Source organism: Endomicrobium proavitum (assembly GCF_001027545.1).
Taxonomy (GTDB): Bacteria; Elusimicrobiota; Endomicrobiia; order Endomicrobiales; family Endomicrobiaceae; genus Endomicrobium; species Endomicrobium proavitum.
This window is the reverse complement of the sequence record NZ_CP009498.1, coordinates 1,220,926-1,245,145: the sequence shown is the minus strand read 5'-3', so window position 1 is coordinate 1,245,145 and position 24,220 is coordinate 1,220,926. Positions and strand designations below refer to the sequence as shown.

Here is a 24,220-nt window from a genome sequence, read left to right as displayed (position 1 = left end):
TCCCCTTTTGCAAAAGGGGAGGCAGGCGAAGCCTGACGGGGTATTTGTTGTTGCATGTTGATTCATAATTTGTCATTAGTAAATCGTAATTAAAATAAAGTATTCTGAACTTTTTGCATCGGCAAATACGCTGCAAAAGAAGCGTAAGTCGTAAAGTAAACCAGAGTAAAAGAGAGATAATGAACAGTTTTAAAGAAAAATTTATTAAAGCAATATTTTGCGTTATAGGGTTTTCGTCGCTGCTGTTTTTGTTGGCGATAGTCGTCAGTCTTTTTAAGGGCAGCTGCCTATCTCTTACGGATATTAACCAGCTGACTTTTTTGTTTAGCAGCGATTGGGCGCCTTATTACGATCCGGCGGAATACGGAATATTGTCTCTTATTATAAGTTCTGTTTTTGTCAGTCTTGTTGCCGGCTTGATATGTGTTCCGCTCGGTCTTGGAACCGCGCTGTATTTATACGAGCTTGCCGGCAGCAAGCAACGTAAAATACTAAAACCGGTAATTGAAATTTTGTCGGGCATTCCGTCAATAGTTTTCGGTTTTTTCGGTTTGGCGGTTTTGGCGCCGTTTATGCGCAGCGCGTTGCGCCTGCCAAGCGGTTTGTGCGTTTTAACCGCTGCAATAATTTTAGGCGTTATGACAATACCGGTAATAACAAGCATTGCCGAAGACGCGTTGAGTTTTGTGCCCAAAAGTTTTAGAGAAGCCTCTTACGCTTTAGGCGGCAACAGATGGCAAACGCTTATTAAAGTAATTGTTCCCGCGGCGGCAAGCGGCATAAGCACGTCCGTTATTTTGGCAATAAGCAGAATTATGGGCGAAACCATGATAGTTTTAATGATTGCCGGCGGCGCTACGGCTATTCCTACGTCGCTGTTTTCTCCGGCGCGCCCGATGACTTCAACAATAGCCGCCGAAATGGGCGAAGCTGCATACGGCAGTTTGCATTTTAGCGCGCTGTTTGAAATAGGACTTATATTATTTTTTATAACGCTTATATTAAATTATATAGCCGAGAAAATCAGCAAAAAATACAGACTTAAACTTGGACACGGCAGATGAAAAATAAACTTACCCAAAACTTTGCATTTTTTATTATAACGCTTTGCACGCTTATAACCGTTTTATTTCTTTTTAGCGTAATTTATTTTATTTTCAGAAACGGATACGGCGTATTAAGCTGGAGTTTTATTACCGATATCCCGCGCAACGCCATGACCGGCGGCGGAGTAGCTCCGGCGATAGCGGGCACTTTTTATCTTGTTTTCGGAGCAATTTTATTTGCTTTGCCTTTAGGCGTTGCCTGCGCCGTATATCTTAACGAATACAGCCCCAAAGGTTTTATTGTCAACATTATAAGAATGGGCATAAACAATCTTGCCGGCGTTCCGTCGGTAATTTTCGGACTTTTCGGACTTGCCGTATTTGTAAAATTTTTCGGTTTCGGCATTTCAATTTTATCGGGCAGTTTAACTTTAGGAATTTTAGTGTTACCCGGAATTATCTCCGCGTCGCAGGAAGCGCTTACGGCGGTTCCTTCGTCGTTTAGAGAAGCGTCTTTGGCTGTGGGCGCAACGCAGTGGCAAACAATAAGAAAAGTTGTGCTGCCCGCGGCGCTTCCCGGAATTCTTACGGGAGTAATTCTTGCCATAGGCAGGGCTGCCGGCGAAACAGCCCCTATTCTTTTTACGGCCGCAACTTTTTTTAAAAGAGGATATCCCGACGGCATAATGTCTGAAGTGATGGCGCTGCCGTATCATATATACGCGTTGATGACGGAAGGAGTTAACCCTGAAAAGCAAACGGCTATAGCTTACGGGTGCGCGCTTCTTCTTGTGGTAATTGTTATATTGCTGTCGTCTCTTGCGATTATAATCAGAAATAAGTATAGGAGTTCTTATGACCATTGAAAACCGGAAAATAAAAGTAAACGATTTGAATTTTTATTACGGCAAAACCCACGCGCTTAAAGATATTAATATAGATATAGCGGAGAAAAAAGTTACCGCGCTTATAGGCCCGTCGGGGTGTGGAAAATCTACGCTTATAAGAATTTTTAACAGAATGTGCGATTTGGTGCCTAATACAAAAGCCGAAGGAACAATTCTTTTGGGAGATGAAAATATTTTATTGCCTTCGGTGGACGTGGTTAAGTTAAGGTGCAAAGTAGGCATGGTTTTTCAAAAACCAAATCCTTTTCCAAAAACAATTTTTCAAAATATAGCTTACGGGCTTGAAATTAACGGCAACAAAAATAAAGATTTCATTCGTTTCAGAGTGGAAGAATCTTTAAAAAAAGCGGCTCTTTGGGAAGACGTTAAACACAGACTTAACGACAGCGCTCTTGCGCTTTCCGGCGGGCAGCAGCAGCGTTTGTGCATAGCCAGAGCTTTGGCGGTTGAAACGGAAGTTATTTTATTTGACGAACCCTGCGCAAGCCTTGACCCTATTTCAACGTCAAAAATAGAAGAGCTTATTTTAGAACTTAAGAAAAACTACACTATAATTATTGTTACGCACAATATGCAGCAGGCGTCAAGAATTTCAGATTACACGGCATTTATGTATTTGGGAAATTTGATAGAGTTCGGGCTTACCGACCGTGTTTTTACCGTTCCGCAAAATGAAAGAACCGAAGCATATTTAAGCGGACGTTTCGGCTGATAAACGGGTAAAAAGGGAAAACTATGATAAACGAAGCTATTTTGGAACTTAAAAAAAACATTGTGCACTACAGTAATCACACGCAAAAAATGCTTGCCGACGCTTCAACCGGGCTGGTTGACAGAAATAACGCTTTATTAAAAAAAGTTATTGACGTTGAAGAAAAAATTTCCGACGAAACGGATTTGAATTTAGACAGCGAGTGCATTAACGCCATAGCAAAGTTTCAGCCTATGGCAAAAAACTTACGCGTTATAATAGCTATAATAAAAATGAGTTCAAATTTGGAGAGAATCGGAGATCATTGCGTAAATATCGCGCAAAGCGGGCTTATTTTAAACTCTTACCCGCAGATAAAAGAGTTTGTGGATTTGCCTAAAATGAAAGAGCTTGTTATTTTCATGCTTACGGAAGCTTCCTTGGCTTTAGTAAATCACGATACAAATATTGCAAAGCTTGTTTTGTCCATGGACAATAAAGTTGACAACTATAAAAAAGAAATAAAAAAAGATTTGGAAAAACACATAACGTCGCAAGAGTGGGTTTTGCAGTGTATCTTTGAAATTTTAAACGCCGTAAATAATTTGGAACGCATTGCCGACCTTGCAACAAACATATGCGAAGACGTAATTTATATGGAATCCGGAAAGATATACAGACATAAAAGGCGGGAAGCAAATAACAAATAATAAGTAATAGGTAAAAGGTAAATAAGTAAGAAGGGGCAAGGAGTAAGGAGCAAGGAGTAAGGAGTAAGGAACAAAATATTATGAACTGTCTTTTTTCCCTCGCCCCTTGCGGGGTTGCAGTGCGACGAATAAGGAGCACGAGTCTGCAACGGGCGCGAGATGTGAGCGCCCCGGAAGTAGCCAGTTGCATTACAAAACTGCGACTACTTGGGCAAGGTGAGGGGTATGTAGTTCACCAAATATAATTATTAAAAAATATATGGTAAGAATATAAATAAAAGCTAAAAAGACGTTTCTTATTAACCTATCTTCCTACCCTCCTTGTTGTAATTTTTATACAATATTGTATAATAGTGTTCTTAATAGAGAGTTAATAAAATGACATCAAAAATTTACACAACACAACACAACACAACACAACACAACACAACAGTACTCCCTTAAATACTGCTATAATCTCTTCTTATACAACACTAAAAAGCTGATTGCATTTTTAATGTATCCGGCTTTTTCATTTATAAAACAAGAAATAAAAATACAATTTGAAAGAGGAAAAAAATGAAAAAACTTTTGAGCGCTGTTATTGCATTTTTTGTATGCGTCTGTCATACCGTGCTTGACACGGTATCCATGTTAAATAAAAAAATGGATTCCGATTTTCATCGGAATGACAAAAAAAGTCTATCATCAAAAAGCTCTGTCATCCTGAGGGCAATTGCCCTTCAGGATATGCTGTTATTGTTTGCCGTCATTGCGGGGAAGCTTGCCGCGTTGAAGCATAGCGGAAATAAGAAAGCCGTTACTTTCTCCTTACTCCTTGCTACTTTTTCCTTGTTTTTGGCAGCGCCAAAAACCAATGCCCAAACCATACCCAACGGAACCATTATTAGCGGTCAAACCGGACAGTATGATTATGATAGCATTGGCGATGATGTTTCTTTTATAGATAATCATGGAAGCTCTGTTGATGGTTTTATTAGGCATTATAGCGGCGCTGTGTTAACTGTTGGCGAGAGAGTTCTTTTTAGTTCTAATACTTCTGCTACCGGTGTTGGCGCTTTTACGTCTGTTAATTCTAAAAGCGAGATTGTAATAGGCAATAATGCTACTTTTGAGTATAATTCCGGTTTTATTGGCGGCGCTTTTTCAGCGAGTGTAAATGGGGGAAGTCCAAGCTCTATAGCCAGTAGCGGGGCATATATTTTTATAGGCAATGATGCCAGATTTACTTCAAACCTTGCTGTGCAAGGCGGTGTGATGAGAATAGGTTCTGCTAATACTGGTAGCGGGTCTGTACCGGACGCGTTGTCATTAATAAGTATTGGCAAGGGCGCAATTTTTGAAAATAACAAAGCTTTTGCAACGGGTGGAAATGCTGCCTCCGCAAACGGCGCAGTAGCGTATTTAGTTAATGGAAATTTAGTTGTTGATGAAGGGGCTTTATTTGACGGTAATAATGCTTTGGTAAATTCAGGGGTAATTCATAATAGTGGCGGCAAGGTAACCTTAAAAGGCGGAAGTTTCATAAATAATTACGCTTTCAACGGTTCCGCCGGAGTTATATACAATACTTATCAACGCAATACTACAGCGGGTTGGCAAAGCACAACTTACGGAATGGTTTTTATTGAAAATTATATTTTTGAAGGCAACTATTCAGGACTTTCCGGCGGAGCAATTGTGAATTTATACGGATCGTTTTTAGACATAAAAAATACGCAATTTATAAATAACTATTCCACAAGCAGTTATGGCGGCGCATTGTATAATACGTCAACGGCGACATTTAGCGGAACTATAAAATTTGAAAACAACAAAACGCTTTTGTCTATGGGCGGTGCAATGTTAAATAGCACAGGCTTTATAGATTTTACCAACGCAGAAATAAGTTTTATTGACAACCAAGCAGGAGCAAACGGCGGAGCGGTAAACACCCAAGGGGCAAACAGTAAATTTTTAGTAAACGCTTCCAGTATAAGTTTTACAAACAACACCTCAAATACCGGCAACGGCGGAGCAATATGGAGCAATAAGGTAGTAGAAATAGCCGGCAGCGTCATAAATTTTATAAACAACAAAGCAATAGCGGGAGCCGGAGGGGGAGTATTTGCGCAAGCAGGAAGCAGCATAACATTAGAAGGGTCAGGGAATTTTATAGGAAACGAAGCGGGAAGTTACGGAGGAGCAATATACGTGTCAAGCAGCGCAAGCGTAAGCATAATAGCAAACAACGGGGACATAGCGTTTGACAATAATAAAATGAACGGAAGCCCCAACGACATATACATAGCTGATTGGGGCGTGTTGAATTTAGGGGGAGCAAAAGATATATATTTTAAAAGCGGAATAGGGTTTAATACGACAACAAGCAGCATGAATATAAAAGTAACAAAAGAGGGAAGCGGGGTAGTATATCTAGATTATAGTAACCCGTATTTAAGCAATTTAGAATTTAAAGAAGGAAGCATAAGTTTGCACAGCGCAGGAAGCAATAGCGTAGGCAGGCAGTTGACAATAAACGAGTTAGACGCAAGCGCAAGCGGCAATCAAAAGATATATATGAATGTAAAAATAAACGGACAAATAGACGACGAGTCTGATAAAATAAGAATAATAGATAAATATGAAGGGAATATAGAAATAGCCGGCAAACAAGTGGGAACAATGGGAGCGCTGACAGCAGGGGACGGAATGAAAGCGGTAGAATTCGGGGAGAACGCAGTAATAAACGGAAATTTTAGTTTAGAAGGCGGAAAAATAGATAACGGAGCATATGAAATAAGAATGTATAAAGGCGACGACGCAACGTTTAGCGATTGGAGCGCGTCGGCAGACCCAAGGGATTATTATCTAAGAACAGCAGTAAGCGGAGCCGGAGGAAACCCGGTGCTGACGGACGTATATAAAACAATGGCAAACATGCCAATATTGAACGTGCTGTTGGCGCGAGCGGGAATGAACAGTTTAGAAAAACGCTTAGGTGACTTAAGAGGTTTTGGCGTTGGAATAGCGGGCGTGTGGAGCAGGGTATATGGAGTAAACGAGAAAGTAAAAGATATGGTGGACACAAATTTAAGTTTAATGGGAATAGAAGCGGGTTTTGACGTTTTGGTAAATAGAGAGGAAAAGAATAAAATATATGTTGGAGGAATGTTTGGATATACGGGAGCATTGGAAGCCAAAACAAAGTTAGGTGTAGAAAACAGCAACGGAAACGGAAGGGGAGTAAGCGTAGGATTGTATGGAAGCTGGATAGAAGAAAGCGGCTGGTTTGTAGATTTGGCAAGCAGATATTTCATAACAAGTTTTGATATGGCAAATTACAGTTCAATAGGCGATAAGTTGGAGTATAAACCTGAAAGGGACATATGGGCAACGGGAATAGAAGCGGGAAAAACGTTCAAGGTAGAGGAAGACGAGAATAAATATATAAGAATAGAACCGAAGTTAGAAGTGCAGTATCTAATGGCAGGCGACGATAAAACAACGGTAACCAACGGCGTAGGGAGTTTGGAGTATGGAAAAGCGAATTATGTGAAAGGAAAAGCGAATATATTGATAGGTTACGCAGTAATGAAAAACGGGGAAGTGAAGTATGAGCCGTATATAGAAATAGGGTATAACCATGAGCTGGCAGGGAAAGGGAAAATGAGTTATAGCGGGGTAGGGTATGAAAGCAACATAAGCGGAGGCGGATTTGAAGGAGCGTTGGGAATAGATGTAAAGGTGAGCGAAAATATATACATATACGGACAAGGAAATATAGAGAGCGGGGAAAAGTTTAGCGCAATAGGAGCAAACGTAGGAGTAAGAATAGGAATAGGGGAAAAGGGAAAGGAAGCAGCAGTAGTAGAAACAAAAGCAAAGCCGGCGGTTGTTGAATCAACGGCAACGGCAGCGGTAGAAAAAGAAGATAAAGATATAGAAGAAGCCAAAGCAAGAAGGAAAGCGTCAATAAAAGCGTTTAGTATTAAGGCGGCAAGTTTTGGAGTAGGTAAATCAGAGTTAACGCCGAAAGCGAAGGAAGATATAAAAGAGATGGCGCAAGAAATAAAGAAGTATGAGTACACGTCGGTAACAATAGAAGGGCACACAGACGCAAGCGGAAAAGCGGAAATAAATCAAGAGTTGTCTGAGAAAAGAGCAAAGAGCGTGAGAGAAGAGTTTGTAAAAGAAGGAATAGAAGAAAGCAAAGTGAGAATAATAGGATTTGGACACAGAATGTCAGTGGACACAAACGAAACAGCCGCCGGAAGAGCCAACAACAGAAGAGTAGAAATATTTGTAGAATAACAAAAACGGCAAAGTGAAAAGTGACACGAAGTGTCATCCCGGAATGTCTTAATCCGGGATCCATGTTTGCTAAATATTATACGTGTTCATTATTTAACGGTAAAGTGAAAAGTGAAAATAACAACAAAGACGAAACGGCAATTGCAAATTAGCAAATAACGACAAAGATAAAACGGCAGATCCCGAATTAAATCCGGAATCTGCCGTTTCTTATCTTCCTACCTTCCAAACTTCTTACCCTCTATTTAACGTATTCATTTAACGCTTTTGTTCTATATATAGGTGTAGGCATTTTGTCTGTTGAAATATATCCTGCGGGCGCATTTATTACGTCCGGAATTCTCGCTACTACCGTGGCGCATGTAAGTTCTACGGTTGCGGGTCTGTTGATAACCACTTCGGTGTTGGGTTCGCCTAAAATTTTCCAATCGTTTTGATCAAATTCTTCGGGCGCGTAAACTTTACCTATGCATTCCGCTTCTATAATTATTCCTTCTTTGGTTTCGGTTGTAACAACAGCCGACATTCCCGTTGCGTGCCCTGCGGGCACCGTCATTTTAAGCGTTGAACTTTTTAAATCTTTCGCGTAAGTTTGCGCAACGGTTTTTTGAGTTTGTCTTGTAATTGTAAGACCTAACTTATCGCAAAGCCAGCCGTTAACATTCCACATGTAAGAGGGCAGATATTTTCCGGAATCTATAACTTTTTTTCTTTCTTCGTCGGATACTTTATCGGCGGACGCAATTTCTTTGTCAAATGTCGCTAAATCCAAACCCGCACCGTGAGCTTTTGCAAGCGCTATGCCGTAATCTTCCACGTTATAGCTGGATTTGCCTTTGATTTTTTTTATGCTTTGCGTTGCGCCCGAAAGAACCGTTATTAAATTTCCCCAAAAAACGTCCTGGTATCCGGAGCCGCAAATTGTGCAGTTGTTTTTCTTTGCAAGCTCGTCAATTTCTTTTGTTAAAACAGGATTGGAATTTTGCGGATAGAAAGCTTCTTCGCAGGTTGAAATAGCGTTAACGCCGGTTTTTGCGCAAACTAAAAACGCGTCTTTTACGTCTTGCAAAAGGCTCATAGTTGTAATTATGCAAACGTCCGGTTTATCTTTTTTAAAAACCGCTTGCGCGTCTTTAACGTTTTGAACAATAACGCCTTTTTTGCCGCCGCCGATAATATCGCCGATATCTTTGCCGATAACTTCAGAGTTTATATCAAATGCAGAAACTATCTCGCCGCCTTTTTCATAAACATATCTCATGGAGTAAACAGACATCTTCCCGCAACCATATTGAGCAACTTTTATTTTTCTATCCATTTGCCGCCTCCCCTTTTTACGACAGACTCTAAAACAAGTCCGAAATGACAACTTTAAGCCAAATACCCCGTCAGGCTACGCCTGACACCCCTTTTGCAAAAGGGGAAGTAACTACATGTCAGGTCGGCGAAGCCGACATATTAATTCCACTTCTCACTTTCCACTTTTCACTTTTCACTTTTCCATTGCCGTTAGTAAATAAATTCTTCGCCTTTAAACTTCACGATAACCTTATTTTTTCCGTCGGGGCTTTTTTCCGTTCTGCCTATAATTTTTGCGTCAATATTAAATTTTTTAATTGCGTTTATTATCGCGTCCGCTTTTTCAGGTTTGCAGTAAATTTCAAGTCTTTGACCCATGTTAAAAATTTGAAACATCTCTTTGCGCGGAATATTTCCGCACTCTTGTATGGCGGCAAAAATTGCGGGCGGTTCAAAAAGGTTGTCTTTAATATACGTTATGCTCTTGCCGAAATTTTTACTTTTGCTTATTGCGCCGCCCGTGCAGTGAATTAAAGCGCAAATGCCGTTGTCTTTGGTTTCCAACAAATTTTTTATAACCGGAAGATACGTGCGCGTGGGGGAAAGCAGCGCTTGCCCAACCGTTTGGTTTGAGTTTGGAAGTTTGTCGGTAAGCTTATATTTTCCGCCGTAAACAAGATTTTCTTTTATCGTAGGAGAATACGCTTCGCTGTATTTTCTGTAATGGGAAGATAACAAACTGTGCCTTGCCGCCGTAATTCCGTTTGAAGCAATTCCGGAATTAAAACTTGTTTCGTAAACAGCCTGCCCAAAAGAAGCAAGCCCTATAATTACGTTGCCCGCTTCAATGTTGTCGCAGTCAATAATTTTATTTCTTTCAATTCTTGCCACGGCGGTTGAATCTACTACAACCGTAGAAACCAAATCGCCTATGTCGGCAGTTTCGCCGCCGGCGGCGGCAATATTTATTTCGTATTTTTTTAAATCGTCAATTACGCTGCCGTAACCTTCAATTATTTCTTTTAAAATTTGTTTGTCAATTCTGTGCGCGTTTCTGCCGATGGTGTTTGAAAGAATAATATTATCAACAATGCCCACGCAAGCCATATCGTCAATATTCATAACAAGCGAGTCTTGCGCAATGCCTTTAAAAACGGACGCGTCGCCGGTTTCTTTATAATACAAATAAGCAATTATAGATTTTGTGCCCGCGCCGTCGGCATGTATAACCGAGCACCAATTTTTATCGCCGGCGATATCTTCTATAACTTTGCAAAAAGCTCCGGGAAACAAACCTTTATCCTGCTTTTTAATGGCCTCGTGCACATCGTCTTTAGTTGGCGATACGCCTCTTGATAAATAAGCTTCGGCTGGCATTGAGAAAGCTCCTTGCGGTTATTTGTTTTTTTATATTTTAACTTTTTTTGCCGCGTTTTAAAAGGGCGCGCGCATTGCCTGTGAAAGAGTAACGCTAATTTGGTATAATGGTAAAAATTTATTTAGTAACGGAGGAGTTTATGGCAGATAAATTATCGCCGAAAGTTTCAATTATAGGCTGCGGCAATGTGGGTATGCGTTACGCGTATTCCATGATAATAAAAGGCGCGGCAAGAGAGCTTGTGTTGGTGGACTATAACCGTCAAAAAGCCGAAGGCGAAGCTATGGATTTATCGCACGGCGCGCCGTTTGTGTCGCCGATAAATATTTACGCGGGAGATTATCCCGACACTGCAAATTCGGATTTGGTTGTTATCACCGCCGGTCGCGGACAAAAGCCCGGCGAAACGCGCATAGATTTAATTAAAGGCAACGCGGAAATTTTAAAATCGGTAGTTCCGCAGGTTGTTAAATATTCGCCCAAAGCCATAATTCTTGTTGCGTCTAACCCCGTGGATATTTTGTCTTACATAACTTATAAAATTTCCGGAAAACCCGCTAATGAAGTTATCGGTTCGGGCACCGTTTTAGATTCGGCGCGTTTCAGATTTTTAATAGGCAAGCATTGCAATGTGGACTCAAGAAGCATTCACGCTTCCATTTTCGGCGAACACGGCGACACGGAATTTCCTATGTGGAGCAAAGCCATGATCGGCGGCGTTTTGTTTAAAGATTATTGCAAAGTTTGCAATAAAGAAAATTGCGCAAAACAGGAAGACGCAAAACTTAACGAAATATTTGAAGACGTGCGCGACTCGGCTTATGAAATTATCGCAAAAAAGGGCGAAACTTCTTACGGCATAGGTCTTGCGCTTACAAAAATTTCAAAAGCTATTTTGAAAGATGAAAACTCGGTTCTTCCGGTTTCTTCGCTGCTGGATAATTATCACGGCGTAAGCGGAATATATTTAAGCGTGCCGGCGGTAGTTAATAAAGGCGGAATAAGGCAGACGCTGCAGGTAGATTTTGACATGGTGGAGCTTGACTCTTTTATAAACTCCGCAGAACAGGTAAAAAAAGTAATTAAAGCATCGGGGTTTTAACTCTTAATTTTACGGCAAAAAACAAAAGCCGGCGGGAACCAATTCCCGCCGGTTTTTTGTTTTTATAAAAATTATTTTGCCCTTATAGATTTTGTTTCCGAGCGTCTGTTTTGTGCTTTATTAAATATTGCGCGTCAAAAAAACACAAACTCTGTTTATTTGCATATTCGGAAAACAAGTATTGACAAAATTTTTAGTATGTGCTAATATTTCGCTCTAATGAAACACATACTTACAACTGCCAACTTCAACAAAGTTTACGAACATGCGTCTTACGGATGCATGTGCATGTCTATTTTCTCTTCGCGAATGTAATTGTTTCTCAAAACTAATTACATTTTTCTTTTTCTAAAAATTAATCTTGCAGCACAACAACTAAATAAATTCAAACAAAGTAAGGACGGGTATTTTTATGATAAATAACGCTTGTTTTATTTTTCAGCGAATGCGAATGTGGCGGCAATTGACAATTTAAAATTGAGAATTAACTGCAACAACAAAAACAAAAAATAAAAAACGGGACGAAGTCCCCCAATAGGAGAAATAAAATGTCTAAAATTGATAGCAAACTTAAAACAGAGAGTCTTTTAGTTCACGGCGGACAAGAGCCGGATCCAACAACCGGTTCGGTGGCGGTTCCTATTTATCAAACAACGTCGTTTAAGTTTAACAGCGCAGACCACGCGGCAAAACTTTTCGGCTTAAAAGAGTTCGGCAACATTTATTCAAGACTTACAAACCCTACAAACGACGTTCTTGAAAAAAGAATAGCGTTGGTTGACGGCGGCGCGGCGGCTTTGGCTTTCTCAAGCGGGTCGGCGGCAATAGCAAACGCGCTTCTTACAATTACAAATGCCGGCGACGAAATAGTTTCCGCAGACAACCTCTACGGCGGAACTTATTCGCTTTTTGCCAACACGTTTAAAAAGTACAATATAAAAGTAAATTTTGTTCCTTCCGAAGATTTAAGCGCAATTAAAAAAGCGATTAATTCTAAAACGAAAGCTCTTTACGCAGAAAGCATAGGAAACCCGAAACTTGACATAGCCGACGTTGAAGCTTTGGCAAAAATTGCGCACGAAGCGGGAATACCTTTGGTAATAGATAACACCGTTTCGCCGTATCTTTTCCAGCCTTTGAAATTCGGCGCGGACATTGTTGTATATTCCGCAACAAAACTTCTCGGCGGACACGGAACAACGCTTGGCGGATTAATTGTTGACGGCGGAAAATTTGATTGGACAACCGGAAAATTTCCGACCCTTTCAGAGCCCGACAACGCCTATCACGGATTAAAATTTACCGAAGCTTTCGGAAACTTGGCTTTCATTCTTAAAGCAAGAGCGGGGCTTTTAAGAGATACAGGCCCTACGCTTTCGCCTTTCAACGCTTTCATTATTTTGCAAGGGTTGGAATCTCTCCATGTGAGAGCGGAAAGACATGTAGAAAACGCTTTGAAAGTTGCGCAATTTTTGGAAAAACATCCGCTTGTTTCCTGGGTAAATTATCCCGGACTTCCAAACAACCCCGAATACGCAAAAACAAAAAAATATCTTAACGGCAGAGGCGGCTTTATAGTAGGCTTCGGCATAAAAGGCGGCAAAGAAGCCGGCAAGAAATTTATAGAAGCTTCGCAGCTTGCCATACATTTGGCAAACGTCGGCGACGCAAAAACGCTGGTAATTCACCCTGCGACAACAACTCACTCGCAGCTTGAGGAAAAAGAGTTGCTTGCAACGGGCGTAACGCCGGACTACATAAGATTGTCCGTCGGTATAGAAAACGTTGACGATATTATTGCGGATATTGACCAGGCTTTGCAAAACTCGCAAAAATAAGCAATATTTTTTGATACAATATAATAGATATTAAATTTGACAGCGGGAGCTTTTTAATAAGTCCCGCTGTCAGGTATTTTCAGGCGGACGGCAAGGTTGCCATCTTGTGCTTAATTATAAGATGTTGTTCTAAAAATGACAAATTCGCTGTTGCATAGTCGTTGTAATATTTTTTCAGGCGGTAAAAAATAAATGAAGATTGGATCTGCTCCTCTTGCTCTTGGCACTACAAGCGTGGGAAAGCTTCTTGCCCAATACGCAATTCCTGCCATAATAGGCATGGTTGCAATGTCTATTTACAATATTACAGACAGCATTTTCATAGGGCACGGCGTAGGGCATTTGGCGCTGGCGGGGCTTGCGATAACATTTCCGATAATGAATTTAGGCGCGGCGTTTGGCGCGCTTGTGGGCGTGGGTTCCTCCGCGCTTTTGTCCATAAGGCTTGGTCAAAAAGATTACGACAGCGCAAACTATATTCTCGGCAACGTTATAACTTTAAATCTTATAATGGGCATAGGGCTTACTATACCCGTGCTTATTTGGCTTACTCCCATACTTAAATTTTTCGGAGCAAGCGACGTAATTTTGCCTTACGCAAAAGATTTTATGTTTATAATAGTTGCGGGCAACGTTATTATACACATGTACATGGGTCTTAACGCTTTAATACGCTCGTCGGGGCACCCGCGAAAATCCATGTATGCCACTATTGCTACGGTGGTTATTAATCTTATTTTAAATCCGCTGTTTATTTTTGTTTTAGGCTGGGGAATAAAAGGCAGCGCGTTTGCCACAATAATATCGCAGTTTTTGGTTTTACTTTGGGAAATTTATTTCTTTTCAAACAAAAGCAACTTTTTGCATTTTAAAAGCGGAATTTATAAATTAAAAGGACAAATTACCAAGGGTATAATTTCCATAGGGCTTGCTCCTTTTCTTTTAAATGCGGCGTCTTGCGCGGTGGTTATACTTTTAAACAGACAGTTTGTTCATTACGGCGGAGATTTGGCGGTAGGCGCTTACGGCATTGTAAACCGCGTGGCGTTTCTTTTTGTAATGGTGGTTTTCGGAATAAATCAGGGAATGCAGCCGATAGTAGGCTACAATTACGGCGCCGCTCTTTACGGCAGAGTAAAAGAAGCTTTGAAAAAATCTATTGCCGCGGGCGTTATAGTTATGACGTTTGGTTTTGCTTTGGTGGAACTTTTTCCGCACGCGGTGGCATCTATATTTTCAACGCAAAAAGAACTTGTTGATATGACCGTTCCCGGTCTTCGTTTAGTGTTTATGTTTTACTCTTTTGCCGCGGTGCAAATAGTTACGTCGGCATTTTTTCAAAGTGTAGGCAAAGCTTATATAAGCATTTTTTTGTCAATTACAAGGCAGGTGATTTTTTTAATTCCGCTTATTTTAATTTTGCCGAAATATTTAGATATTACGGGCGTTTGGCTTAGCATGCCGATAGCGGATATTTTATCTTTCTCGTTTTGCGCGTGGATGCTTATTGCGCAATTGAAGAAATTTAAAACTTTGGAGGTTTCTTCGTGAGCAAAAAATTTGTTATTACCATAGCAAGACAATACGGAAGCGGGGGACTTGTTATAGGAAAAAAGTTAAGCGAAGATTTTGGAATAGCTTTTTACGATAAAGCTTTAATAGAAATTGCCGCCAAAAAAAGCGGGCTTATGCAGGATTTTATAGAAAAATCCGACGAGAAAACGTCGCTGTGGTTTCTTGGAGGAATTTCGGATTTTTTGGCTAACGGTCTTGGGGCGGATTACAGCCCAAGCATAAAAGATTCAATATTTAAAATTCAAAGCGATATTATACGCGCTTTGGCAAGAAAAGATTCCGCAGTTTTTGTAGGCCGCTGCGCCGATTATGTTTTAAGAGACTGCCCGAACAAAATAAGTATTTTCATAAGCGCCAACGTAAAAGACAGGGTAAAAAATATCTCCGCGCAGCTTGGCGTTGGCGAAGATAAAGCGTTAAAAGAAATTGAAAAAATTGATAAGCAAAGAAATAAATATTATGAGTATTACACAAACATGGAAAGAGGCAACGCCGCTTATTACGATTTATGCGTTAACTCGTCCGTCTTGGGAATAAGCAAAACCGCGGAGCTTATAAAAAAATTTATACAGCAAGTAATAGGTAACGGCAGAGGGGTAAGAAGTTAGGATGGTAGGAAGATAAGTAACGGCAAGTAATAAACTGCAGATGATAAGAAGGTAGGAGGGCAAGAGGGCAAGCAACGTCTTTTTGAGTCTTTACTCACCCTCCGCTTTCTGTGTCGTTAATTCCCCTTTTGTAAAAGGGGTGACGGACAAAGTCCGGCGGGGTATTTGTTGTTTATTCGTAATTGCTTGTATTATGGTATAATTAAACTATGGCTAAAATTCTAACTGCGCAAACTCAATACTTTACGTTTGATAAGCTTGTTTTAGAATCTAAACAAGAGCTTAAAAATGTTACTGTTGCGTATGAAACTTACGGCAATCTTAACGCCGCAAAAACAAACGCAATTTTAATTGCGCACGCTTTCTCCGGCGATGCGCACGCCGCCGGTTTTCACGCGGGCGACGACAAACCCGGCTGGTGGGACAGCATGATAGGTTCCGCAAAAGCTTTTGATACCGATAAATATTTTGTTATATGTTCCAACGTTTTAGGCGGGTGCGCCGGAAGCACGGGACCCTCTTCAATAAACCCCGACACAAACAAACCTTACGCTTTGGATTTTCCCGTTATTACGGTTGCAGATATGGTGTCTGCGCAAAAAAAACTTATAGATTTTCTCGGTATAAAAAAATTGCTTTCTGTTGCCGGCGGTTCTATGGGCGGTATGCAGGTTTTGCAGTGGGCGGTAGCGTATCCCGAATCTCTTTACTCGGTAATTCCTATTGCTACAACAATGAAACATTCGCCGCAGCAAATAGCTTTCAATGAAGTTGCAAGGCAATCCATTATGGCGGACGTTGAGTGGAATAAAGGCGACTACTACGGCGCAAAACATCAGCCCTACAGAGGTCTTGCGGTTGCAAGAATGATTGGACACATAACTTACATGAGCGATAAATCCATGGAAGAAAAATTTTCGCGCAACAGAAAAACCGCAAGCAATTCTTCCGGCGCAGATTTTGCCGCAGATTTTGAAGTGGAAGGATATTTGCAATACAGAGGCGATTCTTTCACGAAACGTTTTGACGCCAACTCGTATCTTTACATAACAAAAGCCATGGATTTGTTTGACGTTTCCGGTTATAAACACGTCGCCAAAAATAAAGATTTAAAATTTTTGGTTATATCGTTTGCTTCCGACTGGCTCTATCCGTCGTACCAGTCTGAAAATACCGTAAAACAGTTAAAGCTTAAAGGCTATAATACAACGTATATAGAAATAAAATCAACGTACGGTCACGACGCGTTTTTGCTTGAAGTTGAAGGCGAAACAAAACTTATAAAACATTTTTTAAACAAAGTTAGCAAGGAAATATAAATGTCTGAAACAATAAGCGAACATATTGAATATACAAAAATAGCTTCCGTAATAAAGCCGGATTCCAAAATTTTAGATTTGGGCTGCGGCGGCGGCGAGCTTATGAACTATTTAATTAAAACCAAAAACGTTAACGCGCAAGGCGTTGAAATAGACGAAAACGCAATTTATTCCTGCGTTGAAAAAGGTCTTACGGTGTTTCATTCCGATATGGAAGGAGCCATAGAAGCCTATCCGGACAAAAGTTTTGATTATGTAATTTTGTATAACAGCATACAGCAAATACAAAAAGCCGATACGTTTATAGAAGAATGTTTCAGACTTGCGGATAAAATTATTTTAGGTTTCCCAAATTTCGCGTATTATTCCGCCAGAAGAGATTTGTTTTTAGGGCGTTCTCCGGTAACAAAAAATCTTCCGTATCAGTGGTATAACACGCCGAATTTAAGATTTTTAAGCATACAGGATTTTAAAAGATTTTGCGAAAGTAAAAATTATAAAATTTTAAACGAGTTCTTTTTTACGTCAAACAAATCGGTAAACTTTTTACCAAACTTTTTTGCCCAAACCGCCGTTTTTGTAATTTCTAAATAGCGGGGAAGTAGATGGTAAGAGGGTGAGATGGTAGGAAGATAGGTAACGGCAAGTTGTTAAAGTAGAAAGTAGGAAGGAGCAAGTGTTGTCAATTCCCCTTTTATAAAGGGTTAATGTTCAAAAAGTGTGGTTTTTTTTGGGTTTTTAAAGAAAAAAAACCATTTAACAAAAGCGATTTTATGTTTTTTAGTAAGCCCATTATGACGGCGTATATTTTCTTTTAATGTCTTAAATAGATTTTCTAAATAATTCGTATTGCTTGCTATTTGACGATCTTTTAAAAAATAGAAAATATCTTTTAACGAGTCTTTTAAAAAAGTATTTGCTTTGTTTATTTCTTTGTATTCATAGCTTTCATTTGGCAAAGATTTTATAAAAGGTTCATATTTCAAACGCCAGCTTGTATAAGCATTTTCAAATTCTTCTTTATTCTTTTGGCTTTTAATTCTTGAGCAGGCAATGGCAATGCTTTTTAAGTCTTGCGCCGCTTTTGTCTTAGAGTTTTTATGCAAAAACCTGATTGTTTGGAAACTGGCATGGATCAAACATCTTTGCATTATGGCATTAGCCCAAACATCTTGAAAGACTTTCAATATTGTTTGATTCGCGTCGGAAATTAAAACTTTTGGTCTTAATCCAAATGCTTTTAATCTATCAAAATAGTTTCTTGCTTGCTGATAGTTTTCGCTTCTAACAAATTCGCAGAAAAATATCTTTTTTGTTTTGTTATCAGCCAAAACCAAAAAGCAATTGCCTCTGTGAAAATATGTTGCATCATAAAGAACATGTGTGATTTTTGACAGCTCTTTTTCATCACAAAGATTAGGCTCTTTTGAAAGCCAGTATTTAAGTGTCCTTCTAATTGTAGATTGCGAATGCTCTGACAATTTTGATAATTGTTTTACAGTGTAGCCTTGTGTAATCCACAATTTAAACCAAACTTTCTGTTTCTTGAGTTTGTTGCTACGGTTCTTCCAAATAAATGTTCTTAAGCATTTAAGACACTTAAATCTTGTTTTGTTTTGCTTTGTTTTTCCATGAATTCTTACGGCATTGCTTTTACAATACTTACAGCGTTTTTAACACGTTTATTAAACCCTTTTGATAATCATTGTATCAATATTTCTTTTTGTCGTCGTAATCTGGTTAGAAAAATACCTCTTTTAACCACACTTTTTGAACATTAACCCTTATAAAAAGGGGTGCCCGATAGGGCGGGGTATTTGTTGTTGCTTTGGCATAACATTAAAAATAAACTTATATGAACGAAATAACTGAAAAGTTAAATAAACTTAAGAAAGAAAAAAACGCCGTTATTTTAGCGCATATTTATCAGCTGCCTGAAATTCAGGATGTTGCTGATTTTGTGGGAGACTCTTTAGATTTAAGCCGCAAAGCCGCCCAAACCAAGGCCGATATTATAGTTTTTTGCGGCGTTCATTTTATGGCTGAAACGGCGGCAATTTTAAGTCCGCAAAAAAAAGTTTTAATTCCGGACGTTAACGCCGGCTGCCCCATGGCGGACATGATAACCGCTTCCGCTTTAAAAGAATTAAAATCAAAATATAAAAATCCCGTGGTTGTTGCTTACGTAAATACTTCGGCGGCGGTTAAAGCCGAAAGTGATATATGCTGCACGTCCTCAAACGCGTTAAACGTTGTTAAAAGCGTTGAAAGCGGCGATATAATTTTTGTTCCCGACAGAAATTTGGGAAGTTACGTTCAAAAAAATTCGGGGAAAGAAATGTTTATTTGGAACGGCTTTTGCCCTACGCACAATAATTTAATGCTGCCCGAACATATTTTAAAAGCAAAAGCGGAACACCCGAATGCGGAAATTTTAGTTCACCCGGAATGCCGTCCTGAAGTTGCGGCGCTTGCAGACCATGCAATGTCCACGGGCGTAATGTGCAGATACGTGCCCACAAGCTCTAAAAAAGAATTTATAATAGGAACCGAAACCGGTATTTTATATAAACTCCAAAAAGAAAATCCTGATAAAAAATTCTATCCCGTTTCCTCTCTTGCAGTGTGTCCCAATATGAAAAAAATCACGCTCGCAAAAGTTTTAGACGTTCTATTCAACGAAACAAACATTGTAACCGTCCCCGAAGAAATCCGAAAAAAAGCTTACCTCCCCATTGAAAGAATGTTAAAAATTCAAAGCGCTTAAAACGACAATGGGTCAGTAAATCAAGTTGACCCGATTTGGGTCAACACCCCGATGGCACCTTGACACCGTTGGTTTTATAATCTGTCCTATAATAGTAGTTATGTTTAGTAAATGACTACACAAAAAAGGAGAGTTTATGAAAGGCGTGTTTTTGGCAGTATTTTTCTTTGGAGTTATTGCTCTTGCAGGTTGTCATCACAGAGTTACGGATTTTACCGTAATTTCAACAAAAAATGTTAGCTTGTCTCAAAGTTTTCAGAAAGGTAAAAGAGTGAAAGGCAAACATAAACCTTTTTATATTCTTGGAATTCCTTTAGCAACTCCAAATTTGAAAACGGCAATTGATACTACGATAGAACAAGATAACGACGCCGTAGCTCTTGCCGACGGTGTTGTAAGTTGGTCAGGATGGAGCGTTATTATATTTGGTCAACAAGGATATGAAGTAGAAGGCACAGTTTTACAGCAGGGAAGCGGATCTGCAGCAACGCCGTCAAAATAAACTTTAAACTATCGGTTTAATAGACAAAAAAGAAGAGCCAAAGATTAATTTCTTTGGCTCTTCTTTTTTTTTGTGAACTAAACATAATTACTATTATATTAGAAGAAAGTATTTCTATATTTACCGTTTCTTATCTAAGGGCATTTTGTAAATCATCCGGCATATCATTCATATCATCATCTATCTTGTTAAAGCTTTGCGCGCTTATAGGGGACAGTTCCGTGTGTTTGGCAATTTCTGCCGCAGCATTGCCGCCAAATTCAATTTTTAAGCCGGCGTTAACCTGCCCTTCAACATATTCATCGCCAAGCAACCCTTGTAATCCGCCAAATAAACTAAAAATTTGCGAAAGCTCAACGCTGCCGCCTACGGCAATACCGGCTTTTAGTATAGATTCTTTATACCCTTTTACTTCAAAAGCATCAAATGCCGCGCCGGCATCAAGAAGTTTCTGTTCTATTTTGCCGTCGTTAGCGCTTACCAAAGCTCGCAAATCCGCGCGAGCATACCATTTATATTTTTGCAGGTTCCGTTCTAAGCCGGCGCCTATTCTTGCAACTGTCCTTGAATAACTGCCGCCGCCAATAACTGAATTTAATTGCGAACTGCCGGTTTCTTTTATATCTTCATAAGATACCTGCGCAACTTGCAAGCCTGCAAACGGTCTAAATGTCAAGCCTTCGTATTTTGCTATGTTTACTTTTAAGCCGAATTCTAAATCTCCGCCGATAGTCAATCCGTCAAAACTTGACTTTGCCACCCCGCCGTAAATTGCAACATCTATATTGCGGCTAATGTCATATTTATTTTGCATTGCGTTAACTAAAAGTTTTAAATCCCAAACTTCAGTTTTTGTTTGGGCGTATAAACCGCCGCCAAAGCTGTTAATGTTAGCCTTACTTGCCGCCTGCTTAGCGCTGTCTGCGCGATATTTGCCAAAAGCTCCTACAACCAAGTTATTATTTAAAGCAATATTATATCCAACTGTTGCGCCGGCTGCGCTGTTTTCATATTTGCCTGAGTTATCGTTGTCGCCTATGCTGTTTATTTCGCCAAAAAAGTTAGCCCATGCGCCTGCCTGTTCTATTGCCCCGTATATTTCCCGAGAAGATTCGTCCAAACCGGGTTGTCTCAAAATATTTGATAAGAAATATGCCGTTGCTTCTTTTGTAAATTGATCTATAACCGCGCCGGCGCTAAAACTTACGTCTTGCAACATATCTGTAAACGCATTGTCTTGCCCGCCGCCTGCAATATATCTGTGCGTCCATACATCTAACGCGTTAGCCACGCTTTTTTGGTTAAAACTTCTAACGCTGTCAACGCTTAAAAAATCGGAAGACACTACCGTTGTCCGCACTGTTGCATCATTCATTAATTTAATTTGGAATTTTTTATCGTCGTTAGAAAACATACCTTGCGCAGATAAACTTCCGTTTTGAAATACCAATGCTCGGCTGTCTATAATTACGTTATAATTGCCGTTTGTGTTTATTTGCAGTGTAGATATTACAATATCATATATTGTTCCGCTTTCATAAACGCCGTAACGCGGGCGATAATATAGCTGCATATCGTCTAAAACGGCGCCGACGGTAATAATTTGGTCGCTCTTGCCGTCATTTTTAATGTCAACATATACGCTGCCGCCGTTAATGGCAAAACTGGAAACTTCTACTTTATCTAACCAACCGCTTGCCGTTTCATTTGAAATTACAAATTCACTCAACCCGTTCCTGCTTAAATCTAACGCGGCATTAACGCCTACAGACAACTTGTCGCCTTTATATACTGTCTTAACTGTGTTTTTATCGGCATACGTTTTTAAAAAACTTAACGCTCCGCCGTTAAGATATACATCGCCGTATATTTCGTTTCTTCCGCCTAACACCCATAATCCGGAACCATTTTTTTCTACTTTTATAGAGTTATCGGCGCCGGTCATTTCATGGCTTAAGATACCGCCTTCCATAACTACAGAACCTGTGGAATTTATAATTAATGAGGCGCCCAAATCAAGATATATGTCGTTAGGCGCTCCGCTTGCCAAATTTCCGCTAAAGAGAACGCTATCGCCTGCAGCGATATTAAATGTTATTTTTGCGCTTCCCACATAAATAGCTCCGCCAAAGGCATTAACGCCTTCTAACAAACCGCCGGCAGCAACGTAATTATTTGCAAACCGCGTTGTCCCGTTAAAAATTATTGAACCGTTACTGACAGCGGCAATTGCTCCGCCATAAGACATATAGTTGCCTATAGCATAGTTGCCGGTAAATTCCGCAGAATCTTCAAAAACAAAAATGTCGGAGGAGTAATAGCTGGGTCCATAGTTGGAGAATGACCCTTCGCTGTAGATTGCCCCTGCGAATACATTGCCGCCTTGCACATAGTTGCCGGTAAACTCCGCAGGACTTTCAAAAGTAAATGTTGAGGTTGATTGGTCAATGGAAGAACTGTATATCGCTCCGCCTCTAACGCTGCCTAACCCATAGTTGCCAATAAATTTTGCTCTGTCGCCAAAAGTGAAAGAAGCATTGGAGCTAAAGAAAGGATTGTTGTAAATAGCTCCGCCATAACCAAAACCGCCGGCAGTTATTCCTTTGTTAATTGAATTTCCCTCAAAACTAGCCAAGCTGTTGAAAGTGAAAGAAGATTTGGCGCCGTTAAAGAGAGTGTTATAAATAGCTCCGCCATAGCCGCCGGAATAACCGCTGCCTATACCTTTTGCCGAGTTGCGGATAAAACTTGCCGAATTGTTAAATGCAAAAGAGATATTGGCGTTGTTGTTAAGGTAGCTGTAAATAGCTCCGCCTTGGGCGTTGCTGTTTGTGGCATGCGTATAGTTGTCGGAAAATTCCGCAAAACCGGCAAATGCAAAGGATGTATTGCCGCTTTGCGCGTTGTTGTATATCGCTCCGCCATAAGCGTCTATGCCTGTGCCTTGCGCGAAATTGCTGTTAAATTTTGCCAAACCGCCAAAGGTAAAAGAAGCGACGCCATTGTTGTTTATGGTGTTGTAAATTGCCGCTCCGCCTCTTCCGTTTTTGTGCACGGTGTTCATTGTGGAAGTATAATCAATATCCAAAATTCCGTTAAAACTTGTAGAGTTGCCGGTAAACTCAGCGGCATCGTTAAAGGCAAAAGAGGCTTTTCCGCCTTGTATAGTGTTGTAAATTGCCGCTCCGCCTCCGCCGTATATGGACAGAGTGTTGTTGCTGCCTATAAAATTGATGTGCCACTCTCCGTCAAAATTCGCGGAGTTGCCGGTAAACTTTGTCAAACCGCCAAAGGTAAATGAAGAAATATTGCTACCGCCTGAAACGCTGTTGTAAATTGCCGCTCCGCCCGGGGCATAGGCTGCTACGGAGTGTCCTGCATTAAGAAAATTGATACGCCAAGTTCCGTTAAAATTTGAAGAGTTGCCGGTAAATTCCGTCAAACCGCCAAAGGTAAAAGATGCGTTGCTATTGCTGCCTGAAACGGTGTTTAGTATTGCTCCGCCTCCGCCGTAGTTTAGATTGTTTGATGTAGTATTATCAACCAAAGAGCCGTCAAAATTTACGGAGTTGCCCAAAAACTGAGCCAAGCCGCCAAAATTGAAAGAAGCTGCGCCGTTGCCGCCTTGCGCGCTGTTATAAATAGCTCCGCCTCCGCCAAAGTTGTCAAAGAAATTCATTGTGATATTATCAATAAATTTTACGCCCAAAGCTCCGTCAAAACTAATGTTTGAAGTTGTTGCCGCGTCTGCGTTTTGTCTAAATACTCCTCCGCCTACGGTATCTATAGTTTTAAAGTTAGTAAACGTTAAAACCGTATCAGTGTTTGGAGCGTAAAAATTTAACGTAAGATTTTTATCGTTTGTAATTCTTCCTATATATAATTCAGCGTCAAGAGTATAGTTGCCGTAACCGAATGTAAGCGTTTTAATAGAGCCCGCCACGCTTGAAGCGGTAATACTATAGGGGGCTCCGGCTACGGCGTAGTTTGCGCTGCTAAAACTGATGTTTGTATTTGAAGCGCTCTCCAAAAAATTTTTCAAGCTTTCAAAAGTGAATGCATCGGCATTTGCCGGTTTAATGCCAAAAACTGCAAAAAACAAAAATACCGCCGCTACAGCCAAACATTTACAAAAACTTAAAAACTGCTTTTGAGAACACATTTTTGTTACCTCTCGCTATTTA

Annotated in this window: 17 protein-coding genes; 13 read left to right on the top strand and 4 right to left on the bottom strand. The window is 40.2% G+C overall.

What is annotated here, in order from left to right:
- The first annotated feature begins 179 nt into the window (after window positions 1–179).
- The 5 genes from pstC (at window position 180) to Epro_RS05330 (ending at window position 7,648) form a co-directional block, all read left to right on the top strand.
- Window positions 180–1,064: a phosphate ABC transporter permease subunit PstC gene (gene pstC, locus Epro_RS05350; RefSeq protein ID WP_052570964.1), complete on the top strand. Its 885-nt coding sequence runs from the start codon at window positions 180–182 to the stop codon at window positions 1,062–1,064.
- Window positions 1,061–1,912 carry a phosphate ABC transporter permease PstA gene (pstA, locus tag Epro_RS05345; RefSeq protein ID WP_052570963.1) on the top strand — a complete coding sequence of 284 codons (852 nt, stop codon included), beginning with the start codon at window positions 1,061–1,063 and terminating at the stop codon, window positions 1,910–1,912. Before pstC ends, pstA begins: the two co-directional genes overlap by 4 nt.
- Window positions 1,902–2,666, top strand: a complete 765-nt coding sequence (gene pstB, locus Epro_RS05340; protein WP_082121508.1) for a phosphate ABC transporter ATP-binding protein PstB — start codon at window positions 1,902–1,904, stop codon at window positions 2,664–2,666. The genes pstA and pstB overlap by 11 nt, the downstream gene beginning before the upstream one ends.
- 23 nt (window positions 2,667–2,689) lie before the next feature.
- Complete coding sequence (gene phoU / locus Epro_RS05335) at window positions 2,690–3,355, top strand: phosphate signaling complex protein PhoU (RefSeq protein WP_052570961.1); 666 nt, start codon at window positions 2,690–2,692, stop codon at window positions 3,353–3,355.
- A gap of 558 nt (window positions 3,356–3,913) precedes the next feature.
- Window positions 3,914–7,648 carry an autotransporter outer membrane beta-barrel domain-containing protein gene (locus Epro_RS05330; protein WP_052570960.1) on the top strand — a complete coding sequence of 1,245 codons (3,735 nt, stop codon included), beginning with the start codon at window positions 3,914–3,916 and terminating at the stop codon, window positions 7,646–7,648.
- A gap of 241 nt (window positions 7,649–7,889) precedes the next feature.
- Here Epro_RS05330 and Epro_RS05325 read toward each other — a convergent pair whose 3' ends face one another.
- Window positions 7,890–8,966, bottom strand: a complete 1,077-nt coding sequence (locus tag Epro_RS05325) for an NAD(P)H-dependent amine dehydrogenase family protein (protein ID WP_052570959.1) — start codon at window positions 8,964–8,966, stop codon at window positions 7,890–7,892.
- Window positions 8,967–9,157: 191 nt separating this feature from the next.
- Window positions 9,158–10,324: an AIR synthase-related protein gene (locus Epro_RS05320; protein WP_052570958.1), complete on the bottom strand. Its 1,167-nt coding sequence runs from the start codon at window positions 10,322–10,324 to the stop codon at window positions 9,158–9,160.
- A 140-nt stretch (window positions 10,325–10,464) separates the two neighbouring features.
- Here Epro_RS05320 and Epro_RS05315 point away from each other — a divergent pair, with 140 nt between their 5' ends.
- The 6 genes from Epro_RS05315 (at window position 10,465) to metW (ending at window position 17,361) form a co-directional block, all read left to right on the top strand.
- On the top strand, window positions 10,465–11,427 hold the full coding sequence (locus Epro_RS05315) for an L-lactate dehydrogenase (RefSeq protein ID WP_052570957.1): 963 nt from the start codon (window positions 10,465–10,467) through the stop codon (window positions 11,425–11,427).
- 548 nt (window positions 11,428–11,975) lie between these two features.
- Window positions 11,976–13,265 (top strand): O-acetylhomoserine aminocarboxypropyltransferase/cysteine synthase family protein, encoded by a 1,290-nt coding sequence (locus Epro_RS05310; protein WP_052570956.1) that lies wholly within the window; start codon window positions 11,976–11,978, stop codon window positions 13,263–13,265.
- A gap of 192 nt (window positions 13,266–13,457) precedes the next feature.
- A complete protein-coding gene (locus tag Epro_RS05305; RefSeq protein ID WP_052570955.1) occupies window positions 13,458–14,816 on the top strand; it encodes an MATE family efflux transporter in 1,359 nt (452 codons plus the stop codon).
- Window positions 14,813–15,448 carry a cytidylate kinase-like family protein gene (locus Epro_RS05300; RefSeq protein ID WP_052570954.1) on the top strand — a complete coding sequence of 212 codons (636 nt, stop codon included), beginning with the start codon at window positions 14,813–14,815 and terminating at the stop codon, window positions 15,446–15,448. The genes Epro_RS05305 and Epro_RS05300 overlap by 4 nt, the downstream gene beginning before the upstream one ends.
- Window positions 15,449–15,657: 209 nt before the next feature.
- Window positions 15,658–16,767: a homoserine O-acetyltransferase MetX gene (gene metX / locus Epro_RS05295; protein WP_052570953.1), complete on the top strand. Its 1,110-nt coding sequence runs from the start codon at window positions 15,658–15,660 to the stop codon at window positions 16,765–16,767.
- Complete coding sequence (gene metW / locus Epro_RS05290) at window positions 16,768–17,361, top strand: methionine biosynthesis protein MetW (RefSeq protein WP_052570952.1); 594 nt, start codon at window positions 16,768–16,770, stop codon at window positions 17,359–17,361. It abuts the gene before it with no gap.
- Window positions 17,362–17,471: 110 nt separating this feature from the next.
- Here the strand turns inward: metW and Epro_RS05285 are convergent, their stop codons facing one another.
- A complete protein-coding gene (locus Epro_RS05285) occupies window positions 17,472–18,290 on the bottom strand; it encodes a transposase (RefSeq protein ID WP_158409026.1) in 819 nt (272 codons plus the stop codon).
- A gap of 332 nt (window positions 18,291–18,622) precedes the next feature.
- On the opposite strand from Epro_RS05285, the gene nadA reads away from it, so the two are divergent.
- Both nadA and Epro_RS05275 read left to right on the top strand, forming a co-directional pair.
- Window positions 18,623–19,534 (top strand): quinolinate synthase NadA, encoded by a 912-nt coding sequence (gene nadA / locus Epro_RS05280; protein ID WP_052570950.1) that lies wholly within the window; start codon window positions 18,623–18,625, stop codon window positions 19,532–19,534.
- A 136-nt stretch (window positions 19,535–19,670) separates the two neighbouring features.
- Window positions 19,671–20,036: a hypothetical protein gene (locus Epro_RS05275; protein ID WP_082121507.1), complete on the top strand. Its 366-nt coding sequence runs from the start codon at window positions 19,671–19,673 to the stop codon at window positions 20,034–20,036.
- Window positions 20,037–20,166: 130 nt separating this feature from the next.
- On the opposite strand, the gene Epro_RS05270 is transcribed toward Epro_RS05275, so the two are convergent.
- Window positions 20,167–24,198: an autotransporter outer membrane beta-barrel domain-containing protein gene (locus tag Epro_RS05270; protein WP_052570949.1), complete on the bottom strand. Its 4,032-nt coding sequence runs from the start codon at window positions 24,196–24,198 to the stop codon at window positions 20,167–20,169.
- Window positions 24,199–24,220 lie beyond the last annotated feature (22 nt).

Bases quoted from the DNA above. Each gene is read 5' to 3' on its own strand.
- nadA (WP_052570950.1), top strand. From the start codon at position 18,623: ATGAACGAAATAACTGAAAAGTTAAATAAACTTAAGAAAGAAAAAAAC.
- Epro_RS05325 (WP_052570959.1), bottom strand. From the start codon at position 8,966: ATGGATAGAAAAATAAAAGTTGCTCAATATGGTTGCGGGAAGATGTCT.
- Epro_RS05320 (WP_052570958.1), bottom strand. From the start codon at position 10,324: ATGCCAGCCGAAGCTTATTTATCAAGAGGCGTATCGCCAACTAAAGAC.
- metW (WP_052570952.1), top strand. From the start codon at position 16,768: ATGTCTGAAACAATAAGCGAACATATTGAATATACAAAAATAGCTTCC.
- pstB (WP_082121508.1), top strand. From the start codon at position 1,902: ATGACCATTGAAAACCGGAAAATAAAAGTAAACGATTTGAATTTTTAT.
- pstA (WP_052570963.1), top strand. From the start codon at position 1,061: ATGAAAAATAAACTTACCCAAAACTTTGCATTTTTTATTATAACGCTT.
- metX (WP_052570953.1), top strand. From the start codon at position 15,658: ATGGCTAAAATTCTAACTGCGCAAACTCAATACTTTACGTTTGATAAG.
- pstC (WP_052570964.1), top strand. From the start codon at position 180: ATGAACAGTTTTAAAGAAAAATTTATTAAAGCAATATTTTGCGTTATA.
- Epro_RS05330 (WP_052570960.1), top strand. From the start codon at position 3,914: ATGAAAAAACTTTTGAGCGCTGTTATTGCATTTTTTGTATGCGTCTGT.
- Epro_RS05315 (WP_052570957.1), top strand. From the start codon at position 10,465: ATGGCAGATAAATTATCGCCGAAAGTTTCAATTATAGGCTGCGGCAAT.
- Epro_RS05310 (WP_052570956.1), top strand. From the start codon at position 11,976: ATGTCTAAAATTGATAGCAAACTTAAAACAGAGAGTCTTTTAGTTCAC.
- phoU (WP_052570961.1), top strand. From the start codon at position 2,690: ATGATAAACGAAGCTATTTTGGAACTTAAAAAAAACATTGTGCACTAC.
- Epro_RS05305 (WP_052570955.1), top strand. From the start codon at position 13,458: ATGAAGATTGGATCTGCTCCTCTTGCTCTTGGCACTACAAGCGTGGGA.
- Epro_RS05270 (WP_052570949.1), bottom strand. From the start codon at position 24,198: ATGTGTTCTCAAAAGCAGTTTTTAAGTTTTTGTAAATGTTTGGCTGTA.
- Epro_RS05275 (WP_082121507.1), top strand. From the start codon at position 19,671: ATGAAAGGCGTGTTTTTGGCAGTATTTTTCTTTGGAGTTATTGCTCTT.